A 23,495-nucleotide genomic window follows, 5' to 3' on the forward strand; every position below is an offset into this window, starting at 1 on the left:
TGTGCTCAGGTTTTCAACCACCAGGAACGAAGAACAAAGGCGGACCTGAGCGCTCTCCCGCCCTTGGACCGCACCGTCGCAGCACACACAGAGTCGTGGCGCCGGCGCCCTATGAGGAGCAGCAGTCTTGCGCGAGTTCAGCCTTCCGGCTTTGTACGAGGTCCCGACGGACGGCAATCTCACGGACATCGTCCGGAGAAACGCCGCGCAGCACCCCGATGTCGCCGTCATCGCCCGCAAGGTGGACGGCGCCTGGCAGGACGTGAACGCCGTCCAGTTCCTGGCCGAGGTACGCACGGCGGCCAAGGGCCTCATCGCCTCCGGGGTCCAGGCGGGCGACCGGGTCGCGCTGATGTCCCGTACCCGCTACGAGTGGACCCTGCTGGACTTCGCGATCTGGACGGCCGGCGCGGTGACCGTGCCGGTGTACGAGACCAGCTCGCCGGAGCAGGTGCAGTGGATCCTCGCCGACTCGGGCGCGACCGCCATGATCACGGAGCTGGACGGGCACTCCGCGGCCGTCGAGTCGGTGCGCGAGGGGCTGCCGGCGCTGAAGCACGTGTGGCAGATCGAGGGCGGCGGGGTGGAGGAACTGGGCCGCCTCGGCCAGGACGTCACCGATCACGCCGTCGAGGAGCGCAGCTCGATCGCGAAGGCCGACGACCCGGCCACCATCGTCTACACCTCCGGCACCACCGGCCGCCCGAAGGGGTGCGTCCTGACCCACCGCAGCTTCTTCGCCGAGTGCGGGAACGTGGTGGAGCGGCTGCGGCCCCTGTTCCGTACGGGCGAGTGCTCGGTCCTGCTGTTCCTCCCGCTCGCGCACGTCTTCGGGCGGCTCGTGCAGGTCGCGCCGATGATGGCGCCGATCAAGCTGGGCACCGTACCGGACATCAAGAACCTCACCGACGAGCTGGCCTCCTTCCGGCCGACGCTGATCCTCGGCGTGCCGCGGGTCTTCGAGAAGGTCTACAACTCGGCGCGGGCCAAGGCGCAGGCGGACGGCAAGGGCAAGATCTTCGACAAGGCCGCGGACACCGCGATCGCGTACAGCAGGGCGCTGGACACCCCGTCGGGTCCGGCCCTCGGCCTGAAGATCAAGCACAAGGTGTTCGACCGGCTCGTCTACAGCAAGCTGCGGGCGGTGCTCGGCGGCAAGGGCGAGTTCGCGATCTCGGGCGGTGCCCCGCTGGGCGAGCGCCTCGGCCACTTCTTCCGCGGCATCGGCTTCACGGTGCTGGAGGGCTACGGCCTCACCGAGTCCTGTGCGGCGACCGCGTTCAACCCATGGGACCGCCAGAAGATCGGTACGGTCGGGCAGCCGCTGCCGGGTTCCGTCGTCCGGATCGCGGACGACGGGGAGGTGCTGCTGCACGGCGAGCACCTGTTCCAGGAGTACTGGAACAACCCGGGCGCGACGGAGGAGGCGCTGGCCGACGGCTGGTTCCACACCGGCGACATCGGCACCCTCGACGAGGACGGCTATCTCAGCATCACGGGCCGCAAGAAGGAGATCATCGTCACCGCGGGCGGCAAGAACGTCGCCCCGGCCGTGATCGAGGACCGGATCCGGGCGCACGCCCTGGTCGCGGAGTGCATGGTGGTGGGCGACGGGCGGCCCTTCGTGGGCGCGCTGGTCACCGTCGACGAGGAGTTCCTGGGCCGTTGGGCCGCCGAGCACGGCAAGCCCGCGGGCTCCACCGCGGCGTCGCTGAGCGCGGACGCCGATCTGAACGCGGCCGTGCAGGCCGCGATCGACGACGGCAACGCCGCGGTGTCGAAGGCGGAATCGGTGCGGAAGTTCCGCATTCTGTCCTCCCAGTTCACGGAGGAGTCGGGCCACCTGACGCCGTCCCTGAAGCTCAAGCGCAACGTGGTGGCGAAGGACTACGCGGACGAGATCGAGGCGATCTACCAGAAGTAGTCACACACGTACGAGGCTATGGCGCGGTGTCCTCCACGAGGACCCGCGCCATCGTGCGTTCGGCGAGCGCGGTGATCGTGACGAACGGGTTCACCCCGATCGAGCCGGGCACCAGCGAGCCGTCGGTGATGTACAGCTTCGAATACCCCTTCACCCTTCCGTAGTCGTCGGTCGCCCTGCCGAGCACGCAGCCGCCCAGCGGGTGGTAGGTGAAGTCGTCGGCGAACACCTTGTTGGACGAGCCGAACAGGTCGTACCGGTACATCGTGGAGTTGGCGGAGTTGATCCGGTCGAAGAGCTTCTTGGCCATGGACGAGGAGACCGCGCTCTGGGCGGCGCTCCAGCCGAGCTTCGCCGAGTCGCCGGCGGCGTCGTAGGTGAAGGAGGCGCGCTCCGGGTTCTTGGTGATGGCGAGGTAGAGGCTGACCCAGTGTTCGAGGCCGGTGGGCAGGGGGGCGATCTCGGCGAAGACGGGGTTGGCGGTGTTGGCCCAGTCGTCGATGCCCATGACCGGCATGGTCGACTGGTTCGCGCCGACCGTGTCCCACAGGTGGTTGGCCCGGCCGAGCATCACGTTGCCGTTCGAGCCCCAGCCGGTGCCGACACTGGCGTCGAGCGCGGGGAGGGTGCCCTTCGCCCGGGCACGGACGAGGAGTTCGGTGGTGCCGACGCTGCCCGCGCCGAGGAACAGATAGGTGCAGCCGTACTCCTTGGTCTCGACGACCGCGCCCGTGCCGTCGATCCGGTCGACGGTGACGACGTACGTCCCGTCGCCCAGCCGGCGGATGCCCCGGGCCCGTTCCATGGTGTGGATGGTGACGTTGCCGGTGCCGAGGGCGGCGGCGAGGTAGGTCTTGTCGAGGCTCTTCTTCCCGTGGTTGTTGCCGTAGATGACCTCTCCGGCGAGAGCCGACTTCGGCGCGGTGCCTGCCGCTTCGCGCTGCATGTGGCCGAAGTCGTAGACGCTCGGCACGAAAGTGGTCCTCAGCCCGGCCTTCTCGGCGTGGGCCCGGGAGACCCGGCTGAAGCGGTACCACTCCGTGGACTCGAACCACGCAGGGTCGACGGTGTTGACGCCGAGCATGGAGCGGGCGCGGGGGAAGTACGTGGAGTACATCTCGGCGGTGTCGACGGTCGGAAACTGTTCGGCGAAGTACGACCGGAGCGGGGTGACGGCCATGCTGCCGTTGACCAGGGAACCGCCGCCGACCCCCCGGCCCAGGAAGACCGACATGTTGGCGTAGCGGACGCGGTCCAGGACGCCGGGGTAGCTGCTGATGTCCTGGTTGACGACGTCCAGCCAGAGGAACGTGGCGAGCGGGGCCTCGGTCCGGGTCCTGAACCACATGGACCGCTCGTCCGGTTCCCTGGTCGAACAGAAGATCTTGCCGTCGGCGCCGGGGGTGGTCCAGGCCCGGCCCATCTCCAGGACGAGGGTGCGGATGCCGGCCTGGCCGAGGCGGAGGGCGGCCACGGCGGCGCCGTAGCCGGAGCCGATGACGATCGCGGGGGCGTTGTCGACCGCGTCGGGCTCGGCCGCGCGGGCGGACTGGAGGCCGATACGGGTGAGACCGAGGGTGGCCGCGGTCTGGAGCGCGGCCATACCCAGTATGTGACGTCTCGTCAGCTGACGCTGCATCAGTTTTGCTGTCATGTGCGCAGCATGTGCGGATTATCGGACTCCGACTAGAGGCCGCGTCCTACCGGCGGCCGTTACCGGGGCGCCGGGTGCTCTTGAAAGACGAGTTCCGGTCGTCTTGTGGCTGGTCGCGCGGTTGCCCGTGCCGTCACGGGTCTACAGCAGGGTTTTCAAAGTTTCCGCCAAGAGGTCCCAGCGCCATTTCTCCTCCACCCACTCCCGTCCCCGCTGTCCCATACGGGCCCGAAGCTCCGGGTCGCCGAGGAGGGTGACGACGCGCTCGGCGGTGTCCGTCGGGGAGCCGCCCCGTACGACCCAGCCGGTCTCGCCGTCGAGCACGGCGTCGGGGGCGCCGCCCGAGTCGCCCGCCACCACCGGCAGACCGGTCGCGGAGGCCTCCAGGTAGACGATCCCGAGTCCCTCCACGTCCAGACCGCCCCGGCGGGTGCGGCACGGCATGGCGAAGACGTCGCCGGCCCCGTAGTGGGCGGGCAGCTCGGCCCAGGGCACCGCGCCGGTGAAGCGGACGGACCCGGCGACCCCGGTCTCGCGGGCGAGCCCGCGCAGCTCCTTCTCGTACGGTCCACCGCCGACGATCAGCAGCACGGCGTCCGGCTCCTTCGCCAGGATGCCCGGCATCGCCCGGATCAGCGTGTCCTGCCCCTTGCGCGGCACCAGCCGGGAGACACAGACGACGACCGGGCGGTCGGTGAGCCCGAGCCGGGCCCGGACCTCCGCGCCGCCGGAGCCCGGGTGGAAGGTCTTCTCGTCGACACCGGGCGGCAGCTGGACCATCCGCCCGGCCGCGTCGGGGGTGAGGGCCGTGGCGATCCGGGAGCGGGTGTACTCGCCCAGGTAGGTGATCGTGTCCGTGCCCTCGCCGATCCGCCGCAGCAGCTGCCGGGCGGCGGGCAGCTGGGCCCAGCCCGCCTCGTGGCCGTGCGTGGTGGCCACCAGCCGCTCCGCGCCCGCCCGGCGCAGCGCCGGGGCCATCAGGCCGAGCGGGGCCGCCGCGCCGAACCACACCGACGTGCAGCCGTGTTCCCGCAGCAGTGCGACCGCGCGGCGGGTGACGGCGGGCGTCGGCAGCAGCATGGTCGTCCGGTCGCGTACGACGGTGAAGGGCTGCTCGGCGTCGAAGTCGGCCGTCGCCCGGACGCCCTCCTGGCTCCGCTTCCAGGTCGAGGCGTAGACGACGATCCGCTCGGGGTCCAGCCGCAGCGCCATGTTGTGCAGAAACGCCTGGATGCCGCCGGGCCGGGGCGGGAAGTCGTTGGTCACGATCAGGGTCTTGTGCATCGCCGCCGACCCTACCGAACCGCTTCCGGCCGGGTGCCCCCAGGCACATCCACACCGCCCCGGCCACCGCCCCGCCCGGCCACGCTTCACGGCCGCTTCACAGGCCGGCGGGGGATCATGTCCCTCACAGACGCGGAACGCGGCGCGGACGGACAGGGACTCACGTGGCTCAGAACGACATGACGGGCTCTCGCCGGCTCCCGTTCGGGCTGCTCACGCTCTGGGGCGCGACCCGGCTTCTGTTGCTGCTGTTCGTCTTCAAGGTGTACGTCTTCCCGGGCCCCGACGTCACCGGTGACGTCTCGGTGATCTACCGGGGGTGGTACGAGACCCTGCGCACCGGGACGTATCCCCTGGACGACGTCACCTGGCAGTACCCGCCCGCCGCCGCCCTCGCGATCCTCTCCCCCGCGCTGCTGCCCTTCCTGGACTACGCGTCGGCGTTCTTCGTCCTCGCGTTCCTCGCCGACCTGGTGGTGCTCGCGCTGCTCCTGTACGCGGGCGCCCGCCCCGGTGGGTCCGGGCGCGGCGCCCGGGTGTGGGTGGTCGGCCTTCCGCTGCTCGGCCCGACCGCGTACGCCCGCTACGACGTGATGGTGACGGCGGTGGCGGTGGCGGCCCTGCTCGCGGGCAGCCGCCACCCGCGCGCGATGGGGGCGCTGACGGCCTTCGCGGCCCTGCTGAAGGTCTGGCCGGCCCTGCTGCTCCTGGGCGTCCGTGAACGCGCCGCCTGGGCATGGGCGGCGGGTACCGGTCTCGTGGTGGCCGGCCTCTTCGCCCTCTCCATGCCCGGTGCCTTCGCCTTCCTGACGTTCCAGCGCGAGCGGGGTACCGAGGTGGAGTCGCTGGGCGCCCTCGTCCTGCACGTGGCCCGGCACTTCGGCTGGGACGGCGAGGTGCTGCTCAACTACGGCTCCGTGGAGTTCCTCGGCGCCCACGTCGACACCGTCAGCGACGCGGCCCTGCTGCTCAGCGGGGTGGCGTTCGCCTGGCTGCTGCTGTGGCGGGTGCGGGCCCGGCGGTTCGCGCCGCACACGATCGCGGACGCGGCGTTCGCGGCGGTGCTGATGTTCACGGCCACGAGCCGGGTGATCAGCCCCCAGTACATGGTGTGGCTGGTCGGTCTCGCCGCGGTGTGCCTCTGCTTCCGGGCGAGCCGTATGGGACTGCCGGGCGCCCTGGTCCTGGTGGCGTGCTTGGTGACGGTCCTGGAGTTCCCGGTCTGGTTCGACCGTGTCGTGGCCAGCGACTGGCTGGGCGTCACGCTCCTCTTCGTCCGCAACGGGCTGCTGGTGCTCGCGGCGGTCCTCGCGGCGGTGCGGCTGTGGCGGGAGACGGTGCGGGGGGCTGTGCCGGGGGGTGTGTCCGGGGGCGTGGCCGGGGGCGTGGCCGGGGGCGTGGCCGGGGGCGGGTCCGGTGGGGGCTTGTCGCGCAGTTCCCCGCGCCCCTGAAAAGCAGGGGCTGCGCCCCGTGCTTTTCAGGCCCGCGGGGCCTGGTGCTTCTAGGGGCGCGGGGCCTGGTGCTTCTAGGGGCGCGGGGAACTGCGCGAGAAGCCCCACCGGGCCGCACCCGACCACGCACCCCGACACACCCCAACCTCACCCCAGTTGGGCCCGCACATACTCCCGCCAGCGCCCCGTGAAGTCCCCGACCGTCGTCCCCAGCACCTCCCGCAACGCCCCCTCCACCGCCCCCTCCCGCGACGCGTGCGCACCGACCGCCCGGTAGAACGCGTCGAGGCGCGCCTCGCCCCACCGGTCGGCGATCATGCGGCAGGCCAGCCAGCCCCCCTCGTACGCCTCGGCGAGCCGGCCGGAGTCGCTGGAGAAACCGAAGTCGGAATCGGCGGGCAGGTCGGCCGGGGCCCCGCCCTCCGCGACGGCGCGCCGCAGTTCGGGAGCCACGTCGGCGGCCGTACGGCCACTGCCGCGGTAGCCGACCCAGTCCGCGTAGCCCTCGGAGAGCCACAGGGGCGTGGAGGCGTCGGTGTGGACGCGGGTGGCGACATGGGTCGTCTCGTGGGTGAGGACGACCTGCTTGCCGAAGTCACCGAGCAGCGCGTACGCGTCGGGGTTGACGACGATCCGGTCCGCCGGCGCCCTCGTCGAGCCCCCCGCCTCCCCGGTGGTGACCGCCGCGATCCCCCGGTACCCGGAGGCGGGCGCCCCCAGCAGTCCCGCCATCTCCTCCAGCGACTCGGGGACGACCACCACGACCCGCCGCGCCCAGTCCTCGCCCCACGCCTCGGTGACGGCGGGCACGGCCCGGTCCGCCAGCGCCGCGTACGCCCGCAGGTCCGCCGCCGACCGCCCGACCCCCAGCACCAGACTCCGCGCGCCGCGCACCGTCCGTATCCGCCCCTGCTCCCACAGCTGTTCGGTGCCCTCCTTCGAGGGCTCGTCGGCGGCGACCCGCCACACCCCCTCGTCGTCCCGGACGAGGGTCAGCGTCCGTACGGCGGTGACGGGCGCCCGGTCGTAGCCGCGTATCCGGTAGCGGAGGGCGGCCTCGGCCGTGGCCCGGTCGCCGGAGCGGTGGAAGGCGGTCAGGTCGTACGACCAGGAGGCCAGCGGCAGACTGCGGAGGTTGGCGAACTCGGCCTCTCCGGTGGCCAGTTGGCCGGAGGAGGGGGCCGCCGCCTCGGTCGCGCGGTAGGCCGCCCCGTCCCGTTCCAGCACCGCCGCGGCCCGTCGGTCGAGCATCCGCAGCACGTCGGAGCGGGCCGTGTCGGGCGCCGCCGGGCCGCCACAGCCGACGAGGAGGGCGAGGGCGAGCGCGACCGCCGGGGGAACCCGTCCACGGCCCGGGAGCACCCCGGACCCGTCACGCGCCGTGCGCCTTCGGCCAGCCACGTTCCCGATCGTACGGGGCCCCGGCCGGCGGCGGCCGGGGCCCGGCGCCGGTCAGGGACGGGTGACCGAGGCGATCGGCATCATGCCGACGGGGTCGTGGCGGACCGGGGCGCCCGGGTAGGGGGCGTGGATGACCTGGCCGTCGCCGACGTACATGCCGACATGGCTGGCGTCGGACCGGTAGGTGACGATGTCGCCGGGCCGGGCCTGCGAGAGCGGGACCTGGGTGCCCGCGTAGCGCTGGGCCTGCGAGGTGCGCGGCAGCCCGACGCCGGCCTGTCCGTACGACCAGACCATGAGGCCCGAGCAGTCGAAACCGTGGGGGCCGGTAGCGCCCCACACGTACGGCTTGCCGAGGGCGGAGCGGGCGGCGGCGACGGCGGCGGCCGCGCGGCCGTTCGGGGCGACGGCGCCGGAGGGGTCCGGCATGTCGGTGCGGCCGGGGCCGGTGGAGCGGGAGGCGCGGTCGTACTCGGCGCGCTCCTCGTCCGGGAGGGAGTTGAGCAGCCGACGGGCCGCCGCGAGCTTCCCCTCGACGGCCCGCTTGTGCCGGGCGACGGCCTTGCGGCTCTTCTCCAGCTCCGTGAGCTTGCCGCGGGCCTCCGCACGGTCCTGGGACAGTTCGCGCAGGGACTGCCTCAGGTCGTGGAGTTCGCCCGCCTGGTGGACGCTGATGCGGTCCAGGGCGGCGGCCGTGTCGAGGTAGTCGTCCGGGTCGTCGGAGAACAGCAGCGCGATCGACGGGTCGAGGGCGCCGGAGCGGTACTGGGCTCCGGCGAGCGAACCCAGCGACTCCCGCATGACGTTGACGCGGTCCTGCTGCCGGGCGATCGAGTCCTGCGCGGTGCCGACCTGGTCGCGCAGTTCGTCGGCGCGCTCGTCGGCCTTGTTGTAGGCCTCGGTGGCCCGCTCGGCCTCCTCGTACAGCCGGTCCACCTCGGCCCGGGTGGTGTCGTGCGGCGCGGCGGCGGCCTGCTGGACGGGGATGGCGCCGAGGGCGGCGGCAGCGGCGGACAGCACACCGAGGGCGGCGGCCGCGCCCCGGTCGAACCCGGACGGTACAAGGCGACTGTGGGACACCACGGGAAGCCGCACTCCCTTCGACGACGGACAGGGCCCTCCCCCGGGCCGGACAGCGACCCGGAGGGTGCGTGCTCACGGCGGGTGAGGGAAGCGCGGCCGACAGTAGCCGCGCGACCGTGTCCCAGCCAAAGACCTCGGCGGCCACACAGCGTGACGTCCGGGCTGGGGCCCAGGTCACCAGCGGGGAAAGGGGTCAGCGCGCGGCACGGGAATTCGCCCGTTCGGGCGGCCCTGTGTCCTGATCTTGAACAAAAACAGGGCCGACCGTCACGTTCTGTGACGGTCGGCCCTGATCAGGCGGGAGGGCGTCAGGCGACGCGGACACCGAACTGGAAGGAACCGATGGTGCTCATCGACTCGTAGCGGACGACCTTGCCCGGGTACGGGGCGTGGATGACCATGCCGTTGCCCGCGTAGAGGCCGACGTGGCCGAGGTTGTTGAAGAAGACGAGGTCGCCCGGCATGAGCTGGTCGCGGCCGATCTTCGTGCCGTCGTTCTGCTGCGTGTACGTGGTCCGGGTGATCGACACACCGGCCTGGGCGTAGGCCCACTGGGTCAGCCCGGAGCAGTCGTAGGAGTTGGGGCCGCTGCCGCCGGAGACGTAGGGCTTGCCGAGCTGGGTGTCGGCGGCGGCGAGGGCGGCGGCGCCCCAGCTGGAGGCGGGCGCCTCGTCGCCGAGCTCGACGCGTTCCCCGGCGTCGCGGCTGGCGCGGGTCTCCTGCTCGTCCAGATCGGCCTTCTCCTCGGCCGTCAGGGAGTTGAGGAGCTTCTGCGCGGCGGCCAGCTTGCTCTGGACTTCCTTCTTCTTCTTGGCCAGGGTCTCGCGGGTGTCCGCGAGGTCCTCCAGCTTCTCCGTGGCCTCCTGGCGCTGCTGCGCGAGCGTGCGCTGCTTGTCCTGGATCTTCTTCAGCGCCTCGACCTGCTGGCTGGTCAGCTGGTCGAGCGTGGCGGCCTTGTCCAGGTAGTCGTCCGGGTCGGCGGAGAGGAAGAGCTGGATCGAGGAGTCGATGCCGCCCGAGCGGTACTGGGCGCTGGCCGCCAGGCCTATGCCCTCACGCAGCTCGTTGAGCTCCTCCTGGCCCTTGGCGACGTTGTCCTGGATCGTGGAGATCTCTTTTTCGAGCTTCTCCTGCTTCTCCTCGGCCCCGTTGAGCTTGTCGGTGGCCCGCCCGGCGTCCTCGTACAGCTTGTGGACCTTGGCCTTGACCTCGTCCTTGCTCGGCTTCTCCGCGGGCGCGGCGTTGGCGGCCTGCGCACTCAGGGCCACGGCAGCGGCGGCGGCGGTGGTGAGCACGGTCACGCGCGCACGGCTCGGCTGCTTGAGTCGACGGTGGGACGCCACGGTAGGTGAACTCCTTCATGTGAGCGACCGGCCGGCGGGGACTCCGGCGACGATCACCCGTTCAGAGGTTTGAGCCCAGACCCTAGTGACCCAACGGTGATCACTTCAAATCCCCCACAGGAAAAATCCCGTCCCAGGGCGCACAATTTACACTCAACGCACATGCGGTAATGCTCGGTTGACGCTACGTCGCGCAACGTTTCGGTCAATTCGGGCATAGAGCCTGTTTGTTGCGGTTGGGGCGGACGGGGTCGAACGCTCAGGTAAGCCGCTTGAGGAGCACCGCAGACGCCACCGGGCGGGCACCCGCCTTCGCGATCCCGTCGGCGACCTCCCGGTCGGTGGAGGCGACGATGACCGGCCGGCCGGGCGGCTCGGCACGCACCAGCTGGCGAATCAACTCGTCGGCGGTGACACCCGGCTTGGAGAACAGCACCCGCACCCCGCGCGGCGGCGCGAGCAGCACCGGCGCGGCCAGCTCGGCCCCGTCGAAGACACAGGTGACCTCGGCGCCGGTCTGCGCGGCGAGCTGGGAGAGCTGTCCGAGGAGCCTGAGGCGCTGCTTCTCCAGCGGCATCTGCGGATAGCCGGTCTTGGTCACGTTGTAGCCGTCGACGACGAGATGCGCCTGCGGCAGCGCCAGCAACTGGTTCAGGATCGCCGGGTCGTTCTCCGACAGCGCGCGGGCGGCGATGTCCTTCGGGGTCATCCGCCCCGGCTCGACCGCGTCGACGGTCTCGGCGGGCCGTACGGAGACCGGCGGCAGCGCCAGCTCGCGGCGCAGCCCCTGGGCGGCCTCCAGCACGGTGTCCAGCAGCAGCCGCACCCGCATGTCCTCGACGCTGCGGCCCTCGCGGGCGGCCCGCCGGGCGGCCTCCAGGGCCGTCTCCGCCTCGCCGAGCCGGGCCTTGAGCCGCCGGCTCTCGCTCTCGGCGGCGGACACCTGGGCGTGGCCCTCGGCGCGTACGGTCTCCATCTCGGCGTGCAGCTTGCGCAGGGCGGCCTCGCCCCGCTTGACGTCGCTGAGGGCGGCCCGGAGCTTGCGGTGCATCGAGTCGGCCTCCTTCTTGGCCGCCTCCAGCTCCGTGCGCAACCGCTCCGTCTCGGACTTCGTGTGACCACGGGCCTCGGCGAGCTGCTCGCGCAGCCGCTCCAGCTCGGCACGGCTCTCCTCGTCGGCCCGCTCGGCGTCCGCCCGCAGGGCCTCCTCGCCGGCGGCGGCGACCAGCTTCACCCAGCCCGTGGGGCGCAGCACATAGGCCGCGGCCGCCACGTCCAGCGGGTCCGCGGCCGGCGGCGGCGTGCCCGTGTCGAGGGCGCCGGACAGTTCCGGGTGGGCCTCCCGGAACCGCTCCCCGATCCGCTGCCTGAACAGCGTGTCGCTCTCCACGGCGGCCGCCATCGCGTTCCCGGCGAACTTCACCCGGCGGGTCGGGGTGAACCGGGCGTACTGCCTGAGCTGTGCGGGCAGTTCGGCGACCGTCAGGCCGCCGAAACCGTCCGAGACGATCTGCACGACCCGTTTGCGCACGCCCTCGGGCAGCGGTCGGTCGAGCACCTCGGCGGCGCCGTCGCCCGGCCCCCCGCCTGCGCTCTCCACCATCCGTCACCCCACTGTCCGTGCGGGACCGGCTCCCTCAGGAGTCGGCGCCCGGCCTGTCCACGAGTTCCACCTGGTCCACTGCGTTGCACCAGCGGCAGCGCACCGACTCGATGGTCTCACTGACCACCTCGCGCTCCTCGACCTTGGGCTGCCCGGCGAGGTCGAGGTGCACGTACTCGACGACCTTCGACGAGCGGGTCACGTCGAACCGCGTGAGATTGCCACAGAGCGTGCAGCGCCAGCGGGTCGTGTCCGTCGGCAGGGGAACCGTCATCGTGGCTGCTCTTCCTTCTTCCAGTCTCCGTGAAGCGCCGACGTCCCGGTGCTTGTGGCTCGTAACCCTACGGCCTGACCGGTACCGGACGCCCGTTCGCCCACGGCGGCGGCGCCGATCGGCTCCGGCGCTGCGGCCGATCCGCGCGGGCGGCGAGGCGGTCTGTGCGTGTGGGTCCCGTTACGTCATGCTCTGCGCATGATCGGCAAGTGGATCGCCCCGGCCGCCCGGGCCGTACGGAACGAGTCGGCACCCGTCACCTACGGGCTGATCGCCGCCTGCTGTGCGATTTTCCTGATCGGACCGGCGGCGGGCCTCAACCCCGCGTACGGCACCGGGGACGAGCTGCTCGCCGCGCAGCGCGCGTACTTCCACCGCTGGGGCGTCGTCCCCGTCGAACTCTTCGACGGCACTCCGCGCGCGGCACTGACCCCCCTCACCGCGCTCTTCGTCCACGGCAGCTGGCTGCACCTCCTCGGCAACATGCTCTTCCTCTTCGTCTTCGGGGCGATGGCCGAGGAACGCATGGGCCGGGTGGCGTTCGCCCTGTTCTACGTGAGCTGCGGCTACCTCGCGCTGGTGGCGTACGCGGCGGCGCACTCCGGGTCGCCGCAGTCGCTGGTCGGCGCCTCGGGGGCGATCTCCGCGGTCCTCGGCGCGTTCCTGTACCTGTTCCCGCGGGCGCGGGTGACGAGCCTCCTGCCGTTCCTCTTCTTCCTCCCGCTGCGCTTCCCGGCGTGGGTGACCCTGCCGTTCTGGGTGAGCCTGCAGTGGCTGGCGGCGGGGCGGCAGACCGCGGGGCCGGGGGTCGCGTATCTGGCGCACCTGGTGGGCTTCGGACTGGGGTTCGCCTTCGCGTGGGGGCGTTTCGGGCGTGGGGCTAGAGTGAAACCGCCAGCGGACGCGTCAGGACACGTCCCTGCTCCGGCCCCCGAGGGAGAGAAACAGCCGTGATCACCGCGATCGTGCTCATCAAGACCAGCGTGGACCGGATCCCGGAGATCGCGGAGTCGATCGCCGCGATCGACTCGGTGACCGAGGTGTTCTCCGTGACCGGCACGTACGACCTGGTCGCCATGGTCCGGGTGAAGGAGCACGAGGCCCTGGCGGACGTGATCCCCGGCCGTATCAGCAAGATCCCGGGCGTCCTCGGCACGGACACCCACGTCGCCTTCCGCGCCTACTCCCAGCACGACCTGGAGGCCGCCTTCGCCATCGGGCTGGACGGCTAGGGGCCTCTCGCGCCGGCCGCTCCGGCGAGGGTCAGGCGGGGAGGTCGACGGCCGCGATGCCCTCGGAGGTGACGGTGTACAGCCGGGCGGCGCCGACGACCGGGCCGGTGCCGTTGCCGGCCTGGGTACCGACCGTGAGCCTCCAGAGCCGGCTCCCGTCGCCGTCGACGGCGTGCAGCTCGCTGCCCGACCGCAGGTAGAGGACACCGGCGCGCTCCACCGGGGTGGGCAGGGGCTCGATACCCGGGTACGTCCACCGGGCTTTGCCGTCGGCGCTGGTCGCCACCAGGAGGTCCCGCTGCACCGCGACGAAGACGTCGGCGACGACGGTCGTGGTCGAGGCGTTGCCGCCGCCCCGGCCATGGGCCTGCCACACGGTCTCACCGTCACCGTTCACGCCGTACAGGATGTTCTGCTCGTCGTTCGTGCTCACGGCGAGCGTGTCCAGGAGGTACGCGGGCCGGGCGACGTCGCCGCCCAGCCGGACCTTCCACACCTCGGCGCCGTCCGCGACCTGGAGGGCGTGCAACCGGTCGTCGTACCCTCCGACGTACGCCATGTCCCCGACGACCAGCGGGGCCACGTCGGGTCCCCCGGGGATCGGTACGTCCCAGACCGTCTCGCCGCCTGTGTCGTAGGCCCGCACTCCCCCGCCGCCGGAGCCGCCGTAGGTGACGAGGGCGTGGTCGCCGGCGATCACGGGAACGTCCCTGCGGTTCCCGGGCAGCTTGCGCGACCACTTCCGCCCGCCCCGCGCTCCGACCGCCTCCAGGCGCGCGGACGCGCCCCCGCCCGCCGCGGTGACGACGAGGACGGTGCCGTCCGGGGCCACGGCCGGCGGGGACATGGCGGCGAACTCCGCCCCCTCGCGCGCGAACCGCACCGTCCAGCGCGGCAGGGCGTCGGCCGTGGCGAGCGCGAGCAGTTGTCCGCCCTCCACCGACACGTACAGCGTCTTCCCGTCGGGCGACAGCGCTCCGCAGGGCCCCGACGAGTCGACCACCTGCCCGACCGGCACCTTCCACGCGACTCTCGCGGGCGCCGCCGTCCCGGAGGCCCCACGGCTCCCTTTCCCGGTCGCCGAGTCGTCCCCCGCTTCCGACTGCCGCGTCCACAGCCATCCGCCCACCCCACCGCCGACGGCCGCCACCGCCGCAGCGCCGGTGAGAGCCCGCAGCACCCCGCGCCGCGAGGGCGAGAGCCGGGCGGGCACCTCCGCCACCGCCGGCGGAAGACCCTGTGCCGCCGGTAAGACGTCCGCCGCGGGCGACGGAGCATCCCCGGGAGGCAAGGACGTCCCGGGCGCCGCCGCGTCCGTCATCGTCACCGGAGCCACGTACTCGACCCCGCTCTCCCGCTCCCCCGAGTCCCGCTCCGGCAGCCACCGTTGGGCGCCGGACCACCCGGCGACGGCGGTGCTCCACTCCTCCCCCGTCCCCTTGCGCGACGCCCCCTTCGTGGGCCCGGCCGCCGCGACGACCTCCTGCGGTGTCGGGCGCTCGCCCGGCTCGGCGCGCAGGCAGGACTCCACCAGGGGCCGGATGCCGTTCGGCACGCCGGACAGATCGACGTCGTGGGTGAGGATGCGCAGCAGGACGACCGCGTCCTTGCCCTCACCGAAGGGCTCACGGCCCGCCGCCGCGTACGCGAGGACGGCGCCGAGGGAGAAGACGTCGCTCGGCGGCCCCACCTCGGCACCGTTGCGGATCTGCTCCGGCGAGACATAGCCGGCCGAGCCGACGACGGTCCCGGTGCGGGTCAGGGCCGTGCCCTCCAGCGCCCGTACGATCCCGAAGTCGATGACGCGCGGGCCGTCGGCCGCCAGCAGAATGTTGGACGGCTTGAGATCGCGGTGGACCATGCCCTGGGCGTGGATGGCGGTGAGGGCCCCGCCGAGCGCGGCGGCCAGCACGCGCACCGCCTCCTCGGGCAGCGGCCCCCGGTCGAGGACGGCGTCGCGGAGGTTCGGCCCGTCGACGAACTCCGTCGCCATCCAGGGCCGTTCGCCCTCGGTGTCCGCGTCGACGACCCGTGCGGTGTGCGTGCCGTTCCCGCCGACGGACCGCGCGGCGCGCACCTCGTGCCGGAAGCGGGCCCGGAAGGTGCGGTCCTCGGCGTGCTCGCCCCGCACCACCTTCACGGCCACCAGCGCCCCGGTGCTCGCCTCGGCGAGGTAGACCTCGCCCATACCGCCCGCGCCGAGCCTGCCCCGCACCTCGTAGGGGCCTATCCGCCGAGGGTCCGTCTCGCGCAGTGCCCGCACCCCGTGCACCCGTGCTCCCCTGTCCACCGCCACCGTTCGGCTGCCGAGGGGAGCGTATACGTCGGGGACACGTCAGGGGATCAGCCGGTTCGGGTCAGACGGCCGGAACACAACGGCCGTTCTCCGTACGGTAGTTCCACTTCGCGCCGTCCCGTACGAGTTCCTTCACGGCGCGCACGAAGCGCTCCACGTGCTCGTCGGGAGTGCCCGCGCCGAAGCTCACCCGGATCGCGTTGAGGGAGCGCTCGCCGGGCTCCGCCTCGGGCGCGCCGCACTCGCCCTGGTTCTGCGGATCGCTGCCGAGGAGGGTACGGACGAGGGGGTGGGCGCAGAAGAGGCCGTCGCGTACGCCGATGCCGTACTCGGCGGAGAGGGCGGCGGCGAAGTGGGAGCTGTTCCAGCCCTCGACGACGAAGGAGAGGACGCCGACGCGCGGGGCGTCGTCCCCGAAGAGGGAGAGGGTCCGCACCTCGGGCACCTCGGCGAGCCCGGCCCGTACGGCGTCGATCAGATACCGCTCCCGGGCGACCAGCGTGTCGAACCCGGCCTCGGTGAGGGCCTTGCAGGCGGAGGCGATGGAGTGGACGCCGATGACGTTGGGCGAGCCGGCCTCGTGGCGGGCGGCGCTCTCGTGCCACTGGACGTCCACGCCGCCGTCCGTCCGCCGGGTCACCTTGCGGCTGGCGCCGCCGCCCGCGAGATACGGGTCGGCCGCACGCAGCCAGTCGGCGCGCCCGGCGAGCACGCCGGACCCGAACGGCGCGTACAGCTTGTGTCCCGAGAAGGCGACCCAGTCCACGTCCAACTCCTGTACGGAGACGGGGTGGTGGGGCGCCAGCTGGGCGGCGTCGAGCACGATCCGCGCGCCGTGCGCGTGCGCGGCGGCGGCCAGTTCGCGCACCGGCCAGATCTCCCCGGTGACGTTCGAGGCACCGGTGACGCACACCAGCGCCGGCCCGTGCGGGTCACGCCCGGCCAGCGCGGCCTCCAGGGTGGCCACGGCCTGCCCGGGCGTGCGCGGCGCGTCCAGGTAGGTCACCCGGGCGTCGCGCCAGGGCAGCAGCGAGGCGTGGTGCTCGGTCTCGAAGACGAAGACCTGGCAGTCGGCGGGCAGGGCCCCGGCCAGAAGGTTCAGGGAGTCCGTCGTGGAGCGGGTGAAGACCAGCTGGTCGTCGGCCCGGCAGTCGAGGAACTCCGCGACGGTCCTGCGGGCGTTCTCGAAGAGGTCGGTCGACAGCTGGGAGAGGTAGCCGGCACCGCGGTGGACGCTGCCGTAGTAGGGCGCGTACGCCGCCACGTCGTCCCACACGCGCTGCAGGGCCGGGGCGCTGGCGGCGTAGTCGAGGGCGGCGTAGGTGACCTCGCCACCGGTGACGAGGGGGACGGTGACATCCCGGCCCAGAACGGGCAGCGGGGCACAAACGGCACGGTCGGCGGCAAGGGTGGAGACAGACATGGCGAACTCCCGTGAGGGGCATGCCGAAAGAGGGCATGCGGAGAAAAGAGAAAAGGGTGCGCGGAGGCGGGGCTCGGCGGCCCTATCGCATTCGCTTGCTCACGGAAGACTCCCTCGAAGCCGCGCTTGCCGTAGACCTCGCTGCCTACGGCCCGGTCTTCACCCGGGGCACCCCGCCACGACGGAGGGTTGCCGGACAGCCAGCCGGGGCTTTGGGCTGTCACTCATGACCTGATCAGGAACGTACGTGAAGTGATCGGCGTGCCGCAACTCGTGTCCGGATCGCGGAATGGGGCGCGTGACGGGTCGAGGGCACGGGCTTCGTCGGCGGGTGCGGGTCCGGTGGGGGCTTCTCGCGCGGTTCCCCGCGCCCCTGAGAAGCAGGGGCTGCGCCCCGTGCCTCTCCCCGCCCGACGCCCGTCCTTCGCCCGCCCGACCTCCGTCTTTCAGGCCCGCAGGGCCTGATGCCTCGTGGGCGCGGGGAACTGCGCGAGAAGCCCCACCGGGCCCGCGCCCGACGAACTACCGGTTGGTGGCAGCGACCCACCGTTCGAGAGCTTGTCGCGCCGCCCCCGAGTCGATCGACTCCGCGGCCCTGGCCATCCCGTCCCGCAACTGCTCCGCCAGCGGCCCGGACGTCGGCGACAACGCCACCAGCGCCGCCGCCGAGTTCAGCAGCACCGCGTCCCGCACGGGCCCGGTCTCGCCGCCCAGCAACCGGCGCGCGACATCCGCGTTGTACGACGCGTCGGCCCCCCGCAGCGCCTCCACGGGCACCAGCTCCAGCCCCACGTCGCGCGGGTCGAAGGCCTCCTCGGTGACCTTGCCCTCGCGGACGACCCACACCCGTGACGTCGCCGTCGTCGTCAGCTCGTCGAGACCGTCGTCGCCCCGGAAGACCAGCGAGGAGTTGCCGCGCCCGGCGAAGACGCCCGCCATGATGGGGGCCATCCGGGGGTCGGCGACACCGACGGCCTGGGCGCGCACCTTCGCGGGGTTGGCCAGCGGGCCGAGCGCGTTGAAGACCGTCCGGATGCCCAACTGGCCCCGCGCGGCGGCTACATGACGCAGCGCCGGATGGAACTTCACCGCGAAGCAGAAGGTGATCCCGGCCTCGTCGGCGACCTCGGCCACCCGCTTCGGCGTCAGCTCCAGATTGACGCCCAGCTTCTCCAGCACATCGGACGCGCCGGAGGCCGACGACGCGGCCCGGTTCCCGTGCTTGACGACCTTCGCGCCCGTACCGGCGACGACGATCGACGACATCGTGGAGATGTTGACCGTCTTGGCGCCGTCCCCGCCCGTGCCGACGATGTCGACCGTCTCCCCGGCCACCTCGATCACGTTGGCGTGCTCGTAGAGCGCGTCGACGAGACCGGTGATCTCGTCGACGGTCTCCCCCTTGGCCCGCAGCGCCACCACGAACCCGGCGATCTGCGCGTCCGTCGCCTCGCCGCGCATGATCTGGTCCATCGCCCAGAAGGTGGCACCGGCGTCCTGGTCGTGCCCGGACAGCAGCGCGTTCAGTACCGCCGGCCAGGAACGGCCCGCCGCGGTGTCGCCTCCAGCGGGGGTCACAGCGCTCATAGCCGCTCCTGGGTGTCGTCACCGCGGGCGGGAAAGGGCCGCGCGGATCGTGAAATCACTGATGCGCCCACCCTATCCAGGTCGGAGCACGGCGAAGGGCCCCTGTCCGAAGATCGGACGGGGGCCCTTCGACCGTGGTGTGGCGAAGCGGGACGATCAGTGGTGGCCGTGGCCGCTCGTGATCTCCTTGTACTCCTCGACGGTGGGCTTGGCGATCTGGTTGTCCTCGCCGTAGTAGCCCTTGCTCAGCTTGGCGCGGAGCTTCGACAGGCGCGTGATCTTGCGGGCGACACCGTTCTCGTCGACCGCGGCACCGATCTCGGCAGGCGCGTACTGCTCGTGCGCCGTGAGCGTGTGCAGCTGCTCCTGGCTGAGCGGCTCGTGGACCTCGATGAACTCACCGTGCGGCAGACGCTTGATGATGCCGGTCTCCCGACCGTGCAGCACCTTGTCCTTGTCCCGGCGCTGCAGGCCGAGGCAGATGCGCTTGGTGACGACGAACGCGACCACCGGGGCCACGAAGAACGCGATCCGGACGAACCAGGTGATCGAGTTGATCGACAGGTGGAAGTGGGTCGCCCAGAGGTCGTTTCCACCACCGATCAGCAGGACCATGTACCAGGTGATCCACGCGACACCGAAGGCCGTACGGGTCGGGACGTTGCGCGGGCGGTCCAGGATGTGGTGCTCGCGCTTGTCGCCGGTGACCCAGGACTCGATGAACGGGTAGACCGCGATCGCGACCAGGACCAGCGGGAAGATCACCAGCGGGATGAACACGCCCAGGACGAGCGTGTGGCCCCAGAAGTTGATCTCCCAGCCCGGCATGACACGGATCAGGCCCTCGGAGAAGCCCATGTACCAGTCGGGCTGGGCGCCGGTGGACACCTGGTCCGGCCGGTAGGGGCCCATGGTCCAGATCGGGTTGATCGTGGCGATCGCCGAGATGACCGCGATGACGCCGAAGACCAGGAAGAAGAAGCCTCCGGCCTTCGCCATGTACACCGGGAGCAGCGGCATGCCGACGACGTTGTTGTTCGTCTTGCCGGGGCCCGCGAACTGCGTGTGCTTGTGGTAGAAGACCAGGATCAGGTGCGCCACCAGCAGGCCGAGCATGATGCCCGGCAGCAGCAGGATGTGGACCGAGTAGAAGCGGGCCACGAAGTCGCCGCCCGGGAACTCTCCGCCGAAGAGGAAGAACGACAGGTACGTGCCGACGATCGGCACGGACAGGACCGCGCCCTCCATGAAGCGGACACCGGTGCCGGAGAGCAGGTCGTCCGGGAGCGAGTAACCGGTGAAGCCGGTGAACATGCCGAGGACGAACAGCAGGAAGCCGAACAGCCAGTTGACCTCACGCGGCTTGCGGAACGCTCCCGTGAAGAACACGCGCATCATGTGCACGAACATGCCGGCGAGGAAGATCAGCGCCGCCCAGTGGTGGATCTGCCGGATCAGCAGACCACCGCGCACCTCGAAGGAGATGTGCATGGTCGAGTTGAACGCCTCGGACATCAGCTGGCCCTGCAGCGGGACGTACGGGCCGTGGTACTCCACCTCGTTCATCGACGGGTGGAAGAACAACGTCAGGTACACACCCGTGAGGATGATGATGATGAAGCTGTACAGGCAGATCTCACCCAGCATGAACGACCAGTGGTCGGGGAAGATCTTGCGCATGTTGGACTTGGCCAGGGAGTAGATCCCGAGCCGGCCGTCGGCCCAGTCGGCGACGCGCTCGCCGGCCGGTGCCTTATCGCGCCTGTCGCGCGAACCGGTGGTGGTCGTAGTGCTCATCCGCGCTCCCAGAAGGCAGGACCGACGGGCTCGTCGAAGTCGCCGACCGCTTCGAGGTAGCCGTCTTCACCGACGGTGATCCTCAGCTGCGGAAGGGCGTGACCCGCGGGGCCGAAGATGACCCGGCCGCCGTCGGCGAGGTCGAAGGTGGACTGGTGGCAGGGGCAGAGCACGTGGTGTGTCTGCTGCTCGTACAGGGAGATCGGGCAGCCCACGTGGGTGCAGATCTTCGAGAACGCCACGATGCCCTCGTGGGACCACTCCAGCTCGCGCTTGTCCTTGATGTCGTCCGGCTGGATCCGGACGATCATCAGGGCGTCCTTGGCGATGTTCTTCTGGAAGTCGTGGTCGTGCTCGCTCAGGCCGTCCGGCATGGCGAAGGTCAGCGACCCCACCGCGACGTCCGAGGGACGCAGCGGCTCGTTGGTGTTCATGTTGAGGAGCTTCTTGCCCTTGGCCCAGGTGGTGTGCCGCAGCTTGGTGCCGGGCGCCGGACCGAGGCCGCCCAGCAGCATCACACCGGAGAGCGGGAACAGGGCCAGCGCGCCGAACATCGTGGTGCGGATCAGCTTGCGACGGCCGAGCGCGGACTCCTTGGCACCTTCCGCGAAGTCCGCCAGGACCTTGGCCTTGACCTCGGGCGCCGCCTCGATCGGGTGACGCTCGTCGGCGACCTCCACGTCCGACATCAGCGTGCGGGCCCAGTGGACCGCGCCCGCGCCGATGCAGAACAGCGAGACGCCCAGCGTCATGCCCAGCGCGAAGTTCAGCGCGCTGATGTGACCGATCGGCCAGACGTAGATCGACTTGTGCACGTCGATCACGAGGTACGAGGCGATGAAGGCGACGGTGGCCAGCATCGACACCGTGAACATCAGGGCGACCGTCCGCTCGGACCGCTTCGCGGCCCGCTCGTCGATGTCCTGGACCCGGTGCTCGTGGGGCGGGAGGCCGGGGTCCGAGAAGGGGTTCCTCTCGTCCGCGACCTGCACCGCGCCGTGCGCGTCCTGCTCGATGGGCAGGTTCTCTTCTGGAATCTCTTGGCTACTCATGACTTCTTGGCCTTTGCGGTCCGAGCGGCGACCCAGACGGCGACGGCGATCAGCGCGCCGAGCCCGAACACCCAGCCGAAGAGACCTTCGCTGACCGGGCCGAGTCCGCCGAGGCTGAGGCCACCGGGCTCCACGGTTTCGTCGCCGTTGACCGCGTCGAGGTACGCGATGATGTCCTTCTTGTTTTCTTCCGTCAGCGTGGTCTCGGGGAAGGACGGCATGTTCTGCGGGCCCGTCTGCATGGCCTCGTAGATGTGCTTCGGGGAGACACCCTCAAGGTCCGGCGCGTACTTGCCCTCGGACAGCGCACCACCCTTGCCGGTGAAGTTGTGGCACTGCGTGCAGTTGGTGCGGAACAGTTCGCCGCCCTCGGCGATGTCCGCGCCCTCGGGGTCGTACGCGCTCTCGGTCGGGATCTCCGGACCGGCGCCCAGCGACGAGATGTACGCCGCGAGCTGGTCGATCTCGGCCTGCGAGTACACGACCGGCTTCTTCGGGATCTGCGCGCCCGGCTGCTGGGCCGGCATACGGCCGGTGCCGACCTGGAAGTCGACTGCCGCCGCGCCCACACCCACCAGGGAAGGACCGTCGGTGGTGCCCTCACCACCCTTGCCGTGGCAACTGGCGCAACCGACCGAGTAGAGCTTCTTGCCCTCCTCGATGGTCAGGGTCTGGGCGGTTTCGTCGGCCTGCGCCTTGTCCGCGGGGGCGAAGGCGGTGTACAGCCCCGCGCAGGCCGCCAACGCGATGAATAGGACGACGACCGCCGCCAGCGGATGGCGTCGTCGTGCGGAGAGCTTTTTCACGGATTACCCCGGTGTCAGGATCTTCTGCGTCGGTGCTTCTGGAAGGGTCGTTCTCGGTTCGAGGCAGGCGTACGGTCCGCCCGGCCCGGCCGCCCGGTCTACTTGATCATGTAGATCGTGGCGAACAGGCCGATCCAGACGACATCGACGAAGTGCCAGTAGTAGGACACGACGATGGCCGCGGTGGCCTGCTCGTGGGTGAACCTCTTGGCCGCGTAGGTGCGTCCGAGGACCAGCAGGAAGGCGATGAGGCCGCCCGTCACGTGCAGTCCGTGGAAGCCGGTGGTCAGGTAGAACACCGAGCCGTACGGGTCGGACGAGAGCGACAGGCCCTCGTGCTTGACCAGCTCGGTGTACTCGAAGACCTGACCGCCGATGAAGATCGCACCCATCACGAACGTGACGATGAACCACATCCGGAGCTTCTTCACGTCCCCGCGCTCGGCGGCGAAGACACCGAGCTGGCAGGTGAGGGAGGAGAGCACCAGGATCGTGGTGTTCGTCGCCGAGAACGGGAAGTTCAGAGTGCCGGCCTTCTCGTGCCAGAACTCCGGACCGGTCACCGATCGCAGGGTGAAGTACATCGCGAAGAGGGCCGCGAAGAACATCAACTCGGAACTCAACCAGATGATGGTTCCGACGCTGGTGAGGTTCGGCCGGTTGACCGACGGGTGCGCGTGCCCGGTTTCTACTGTCGTTGCTGTCGCCACGACCGACATTATGTCGGTCGCTTATCCCGCCCTCACTCCGGGGGGTGCCGTTCGGAGTGTTGCTCCCTTCCGTACCGGTGCTGACGTGGTGTTCGAGGGAGTAGCATCCGCGCATCGGGCCCTGTCCGTCTTGTTGTCCGTACGACGTCCGACCACTGCGTAACGGAGGAACAATGCAGCCCACCGCCACGGTGCTGGTCTACAGCGACGACTCGGGCACCCGGGAGCAGGTGCGGCTGGCCACCGGCCGGCGACCGGCTGCCGACGTGCCGCAGGTCGAGTTCTTGGAGTGCGCCACCCCGGCCGCCGTCATCAAGGAGCTGGACAAGGGCGGGATCGACGTCGTCGTCCTGGACGGTGAGGCCGTGCCCATGGGAGGCATGGGCGTGTGCCGGCAGATCAAGGACGAGATCTTCGAGTGCCCGCCCGCGCTGGTGCTGATCGCGCGGCCGCAGGACGCCTGGCTGGCGACCTGGAGCCGGGCCGACGCGGCGGTGACGCTGCCGGTGGAGCCGGTGGAGTTCGCCTCGGCACTGGCGTCGCTGCTGCGCCGGAAGCAGGCGCTGAGCGCCTAG

19 protein-coding genes and 1 riboswitch are annotated in these 23,495 nt (G+C 71.2%); of the genes, 5 read left to right on the forward strand and 14 right to left on the reverse strand.

Annotation, left to right across the window (positions count from 1 at the left end):
* Nucleotides 1-127: 127 nt before the first annotated feature.
* Nucleotides 128-1,924, forward strand: a complete 1,797-nt coding sequence (locus tag ACWCRJ_RS01980; RefSeq protein ID WP_450937417.1) for an AMP-dependent synthetase/ligase — start codon at nucleotides 128-130, stop codon at nucleotides 1,922-1,924.
* Between the two features lie 16 nt (nucleotides 1,925-1,940).
* On the opposite strand, the gene ACWCRJ_RS01985 is transcribed toward ACWCRJ_RS01980, so the two are convergent.
* Both ACWCRJ_RS01985 and ACWCRJ_RS01990 read right to left on the reverse strand, forming a co-directional pair.
* A complete protein-coding gene (locus ACWCRJ_RS01985; RefSeq protein WP_450937418.1) occupies nucleotides 1,941-3,578 on the reverse strand; it encodes a GMC oxidoreductase in 1,638 nt (545 codons plus the stop codon).
* A 141-nt stretch (nucleotides 3,579-3,719) separates the two neighbouring features.
* Nucleotides 3,720-4,862 (reverse strand): glycosyltransferase family 4 protein, encoded by a 1,143-nt coding sequence (locus ACWCRJ_RS01990; protein WP_450937419.1) that lies wholly within the window; start codon nucleotides 4,860-4,862, stop codon nucleotides 3,720-3,722.
* A 179-nt stretch (nucleotides 4,863-5,041) separates the two neighbouring features.
* Between ACWCRJ_RS01990 and ACWCRJ_RS01995 the strand changes: the two genes are divergently transcribed.
* Complete coding sequence (locus tag ACWCRJ_RS01995; RefSeq protein WP_450937592.1) at nucleotides 5,042-6,313, forward strand: glycosyltransferase 87 family protein; 1,272 nt, start codon at nucleotides 5,042-5,044, stop codon at nucleotides 6,311-6,313.
* A 147-nt stretch (nucleotides 6,314-6,460) separates the two neighbouring features.
* On the opposite strand, the gene ACWCRJ_RS02000 is transcribed toward ACWCRJ_RS01995, so the two are convergent.
* The 5 genes from ACWCRJ_RS02000 to ACWCRJ_RS02020 all read right to left on the reverse strand — a co-directional run bounded on the left by ACWCRJ_RS02000 (nucleotide 6,461) and on the right by ACWCRJ_RS02020 (nucleotide 12,017).
* On the reverse strand, nucleotides 6,461-7,675 hold the full coding sequence (locus ACWCRJ_RS02000) for a hypothetical protein (RefSeq protein WP_450937593.1): 1,215 nt from the start codon (nucleotides 7,673-7,675) through the stop codon (nucleotides 6,461-6,463).
* A 90-nt stretch (nucleotides 7,676-7,765) separates the two neighbouring features.
* A complete protein-coding gene (locus tag ACWCRJ_RS02005) occupies nucleotides 7,766-8,797 on the reverse strand; it encodes an NlpC/P60 family protein (RefSeq protein WP_450937420.1) in 1,032 nt (343 codons plus the stop codon).
* A gap of 308 nt (nucleotides 8,798-9,105) precedes the next feature.
* Nucleotides 9,106-10,140 carry an NlpC/P60 family protein gene (locus ACWCRJ_RS02010; protein ID WP_450937421.1) on the reverse strand — a complete coding sequence of 345 codons (1,035 nt, stop codon included), beginning with the start codon at nucleotides 10,138-10,140 and terminating at the stop codon, nucleotides 9,106-9,108.
* A gap of 259 nt (nucleotides 10,141-10,399) precedes the next feature.
* Nucleotides 10,400-11,743, reverse strand: coding sequence for an NYN domain-containing protein (locus tag ACWCRJ_RS02015; RefSeq protein WP_450937422.1), 1,344 nt, complete (start codon nucleotides 11,741-11,743; stop codon nucleotides 10,400-10,402).
* Nucleotides 11,744-11,777: 34 nt separating this feature from the next.
* Nucleotides 11,778-12,017, reverse strand: a complete 240-nt coding sequence (locus ACWCRJ_RS02020) for a hypothetical protein (RefSeq protein WP_005478302.1) — start codon at nucleotides 12,015-12,017, stop codon at nucleotides 11,778-11,780.
* A gap of 198 nt (nucleotides 12,018-12,215) precedes the next feature.
* Here ACWCRJ_RS02020 and ACWCRJ_RS02025 point away from each other — a divergent pair, with 198 nt between their 5' ends.
* Entirely contained in the window at nucleotides 12,216-12,971 is a 756-nt protein-coding gene (locus ACWCRJ_RS02025) for a rhomboid family intramembrane serine protease (RefSeq protein WP_450937423.1), read from the forward strand.
* Nucleotides 12,968-13,249, forward strand: a complete 282-nt coding sequence (locus ACWCRJ_RS02030) for an Lrp/AsnC family transcriptional regulator (protein WP_450937424.1) — start codon at nucleotides 12,968-12,970, stop codon at nucleotides 13,247-13,249. The genes ACWCRJ_RS02025 and ACWCRJ_RS02030 overlap by 4 nt, the downstream gene beginning before the upstream one ends.
* A 31-nt stretch (nucleotides 13,250-13,280) precedes the next feature.
* Here the strand turns inward: ACWCRJ_RS02030 and ACWCRJ_RS02035 are convergent, their stop codons facing one another.
* The 7 genes from ACWCRJ_RS02035 to ctaE form a co-directional block, all read right to left on the reverse strand.
* Nucleotides 13,281-15,521, reverse strand: coding sequence for a protein kinase domain-containing protein (locus tag ACWCRJ_RS02035; RefSeq protein ID WP_450937425.1), 2,241 nt, complete (start codon nucleotides 15,519-15,521; stop codon nucleotides 13,281-13,283).
* A gap of 85 nt (nucleotides 15,522-15,606) precedes the next feature.
* Entirely contained in the window at nucleotides 15,607-16,968 is a 1,362-nt protein-coding gene (locus tag ACWCRJ_RS02040) for an aminotransferase class V-fold PLP-dependent enzyme (protein ID WP_450937426.1), read from the reverse strand.
* 117 nt (nucleotides 16,969-17,085) lie between these two features.
* Nucleotides 17,086-17,200: riboswitch (SAM riboswitch) on the reverse strand.
* 290 nt (nucleotides 17,201-17,490) lie between these two features.
* Nucleotides 17,491-18,555, reverse strand: coding sequence for an anthranilate phosphoribosyltransferase (gene trpD / locus ACWCRJ_RS02045; RefSeq protein WP_450937427.1), 1,065 nt, complete (start codon nucleotides 18,553-18,555; stop codon nucleotides 17,491-17,493).
* 156 nt (nucleotides 18,556-18,711) lie between these two features.
* Nucleotides 18,712-20,352, reverse strand: a complete 1,641-nt coding sequence (gene qcrB, locus ACWCRJ_RS02050; RefSeq protein WP_450937428.1) for a cytochrome bc1 complex cytochrome b subunit — start codon at nucleotides 20,350-20,352, stop codon at nucleotides 18,712-18,714.
* Nucleotides 20,349-21,404 (reverse strand): cytochrome bc1 complex Rieske iron-sulfur subunit, encoded by a 1,056-nt coding sequence (qcrA, locus tag ACWCRJ_RS02055; protein WP_450937429.1) that lies wholly within the window; start codon nucleotides 21,402-21,404, stop codon nucleotides 20,349-20,351. The genes qcrB and qcrA overlap by 4 nt, the downstream gene beginning before the upstream one ends.
* Nucleotides 21,401-22,210, reverse strand: a complete 810-nt coding sequence (gene qcrC / locus ACWCRJ_RS02060; protein WP_450937430.1) for a cytochrome bc1 complex diheme cytochrome c subunit — start codon at nucleotides 22,208-22,210, stop codon at nucleotides 21,401-21,403. The genes qcrA and qcrC overlap by 4 nt, the downstream gene beginning before the upstream one ends.
* A gap of 98 nt (nucleotides 22,211-22,308) precedes the next feature.
* Complete coding sequence (gene ctaE / locus ACWCRJ_RS02065) at nucleotides 22,309-22,929, reverse strand: aa3-type cytochrome oxidase subunit III (protein WP_005478323.1); 621 nt, start codon at nucleotides 22,927-22,929, stop codon at nucleotides 22,309-22,311.
* A 164-nt stretch (nucleotides 22,930-23,093) separates the two neighbouring features.
* Here ctaE and ACWCRJ_RS02070 point away from each other — a divergent pair, with 164 nt between their 5' ends.
* Nucleotides 23,094-23,495, forward strand: a complete 402-nt coding sequence (locus ACWCRJ_RS02070) for a response regulator (RefSeq protein ID WP_046914514.1) — start codon at nucleotides 23,094-23,096, stop codon at nucleotides 23,493-23,495.

This window comes from Streptomyces sp. NPDC002324, assembly GCF_053593335.1.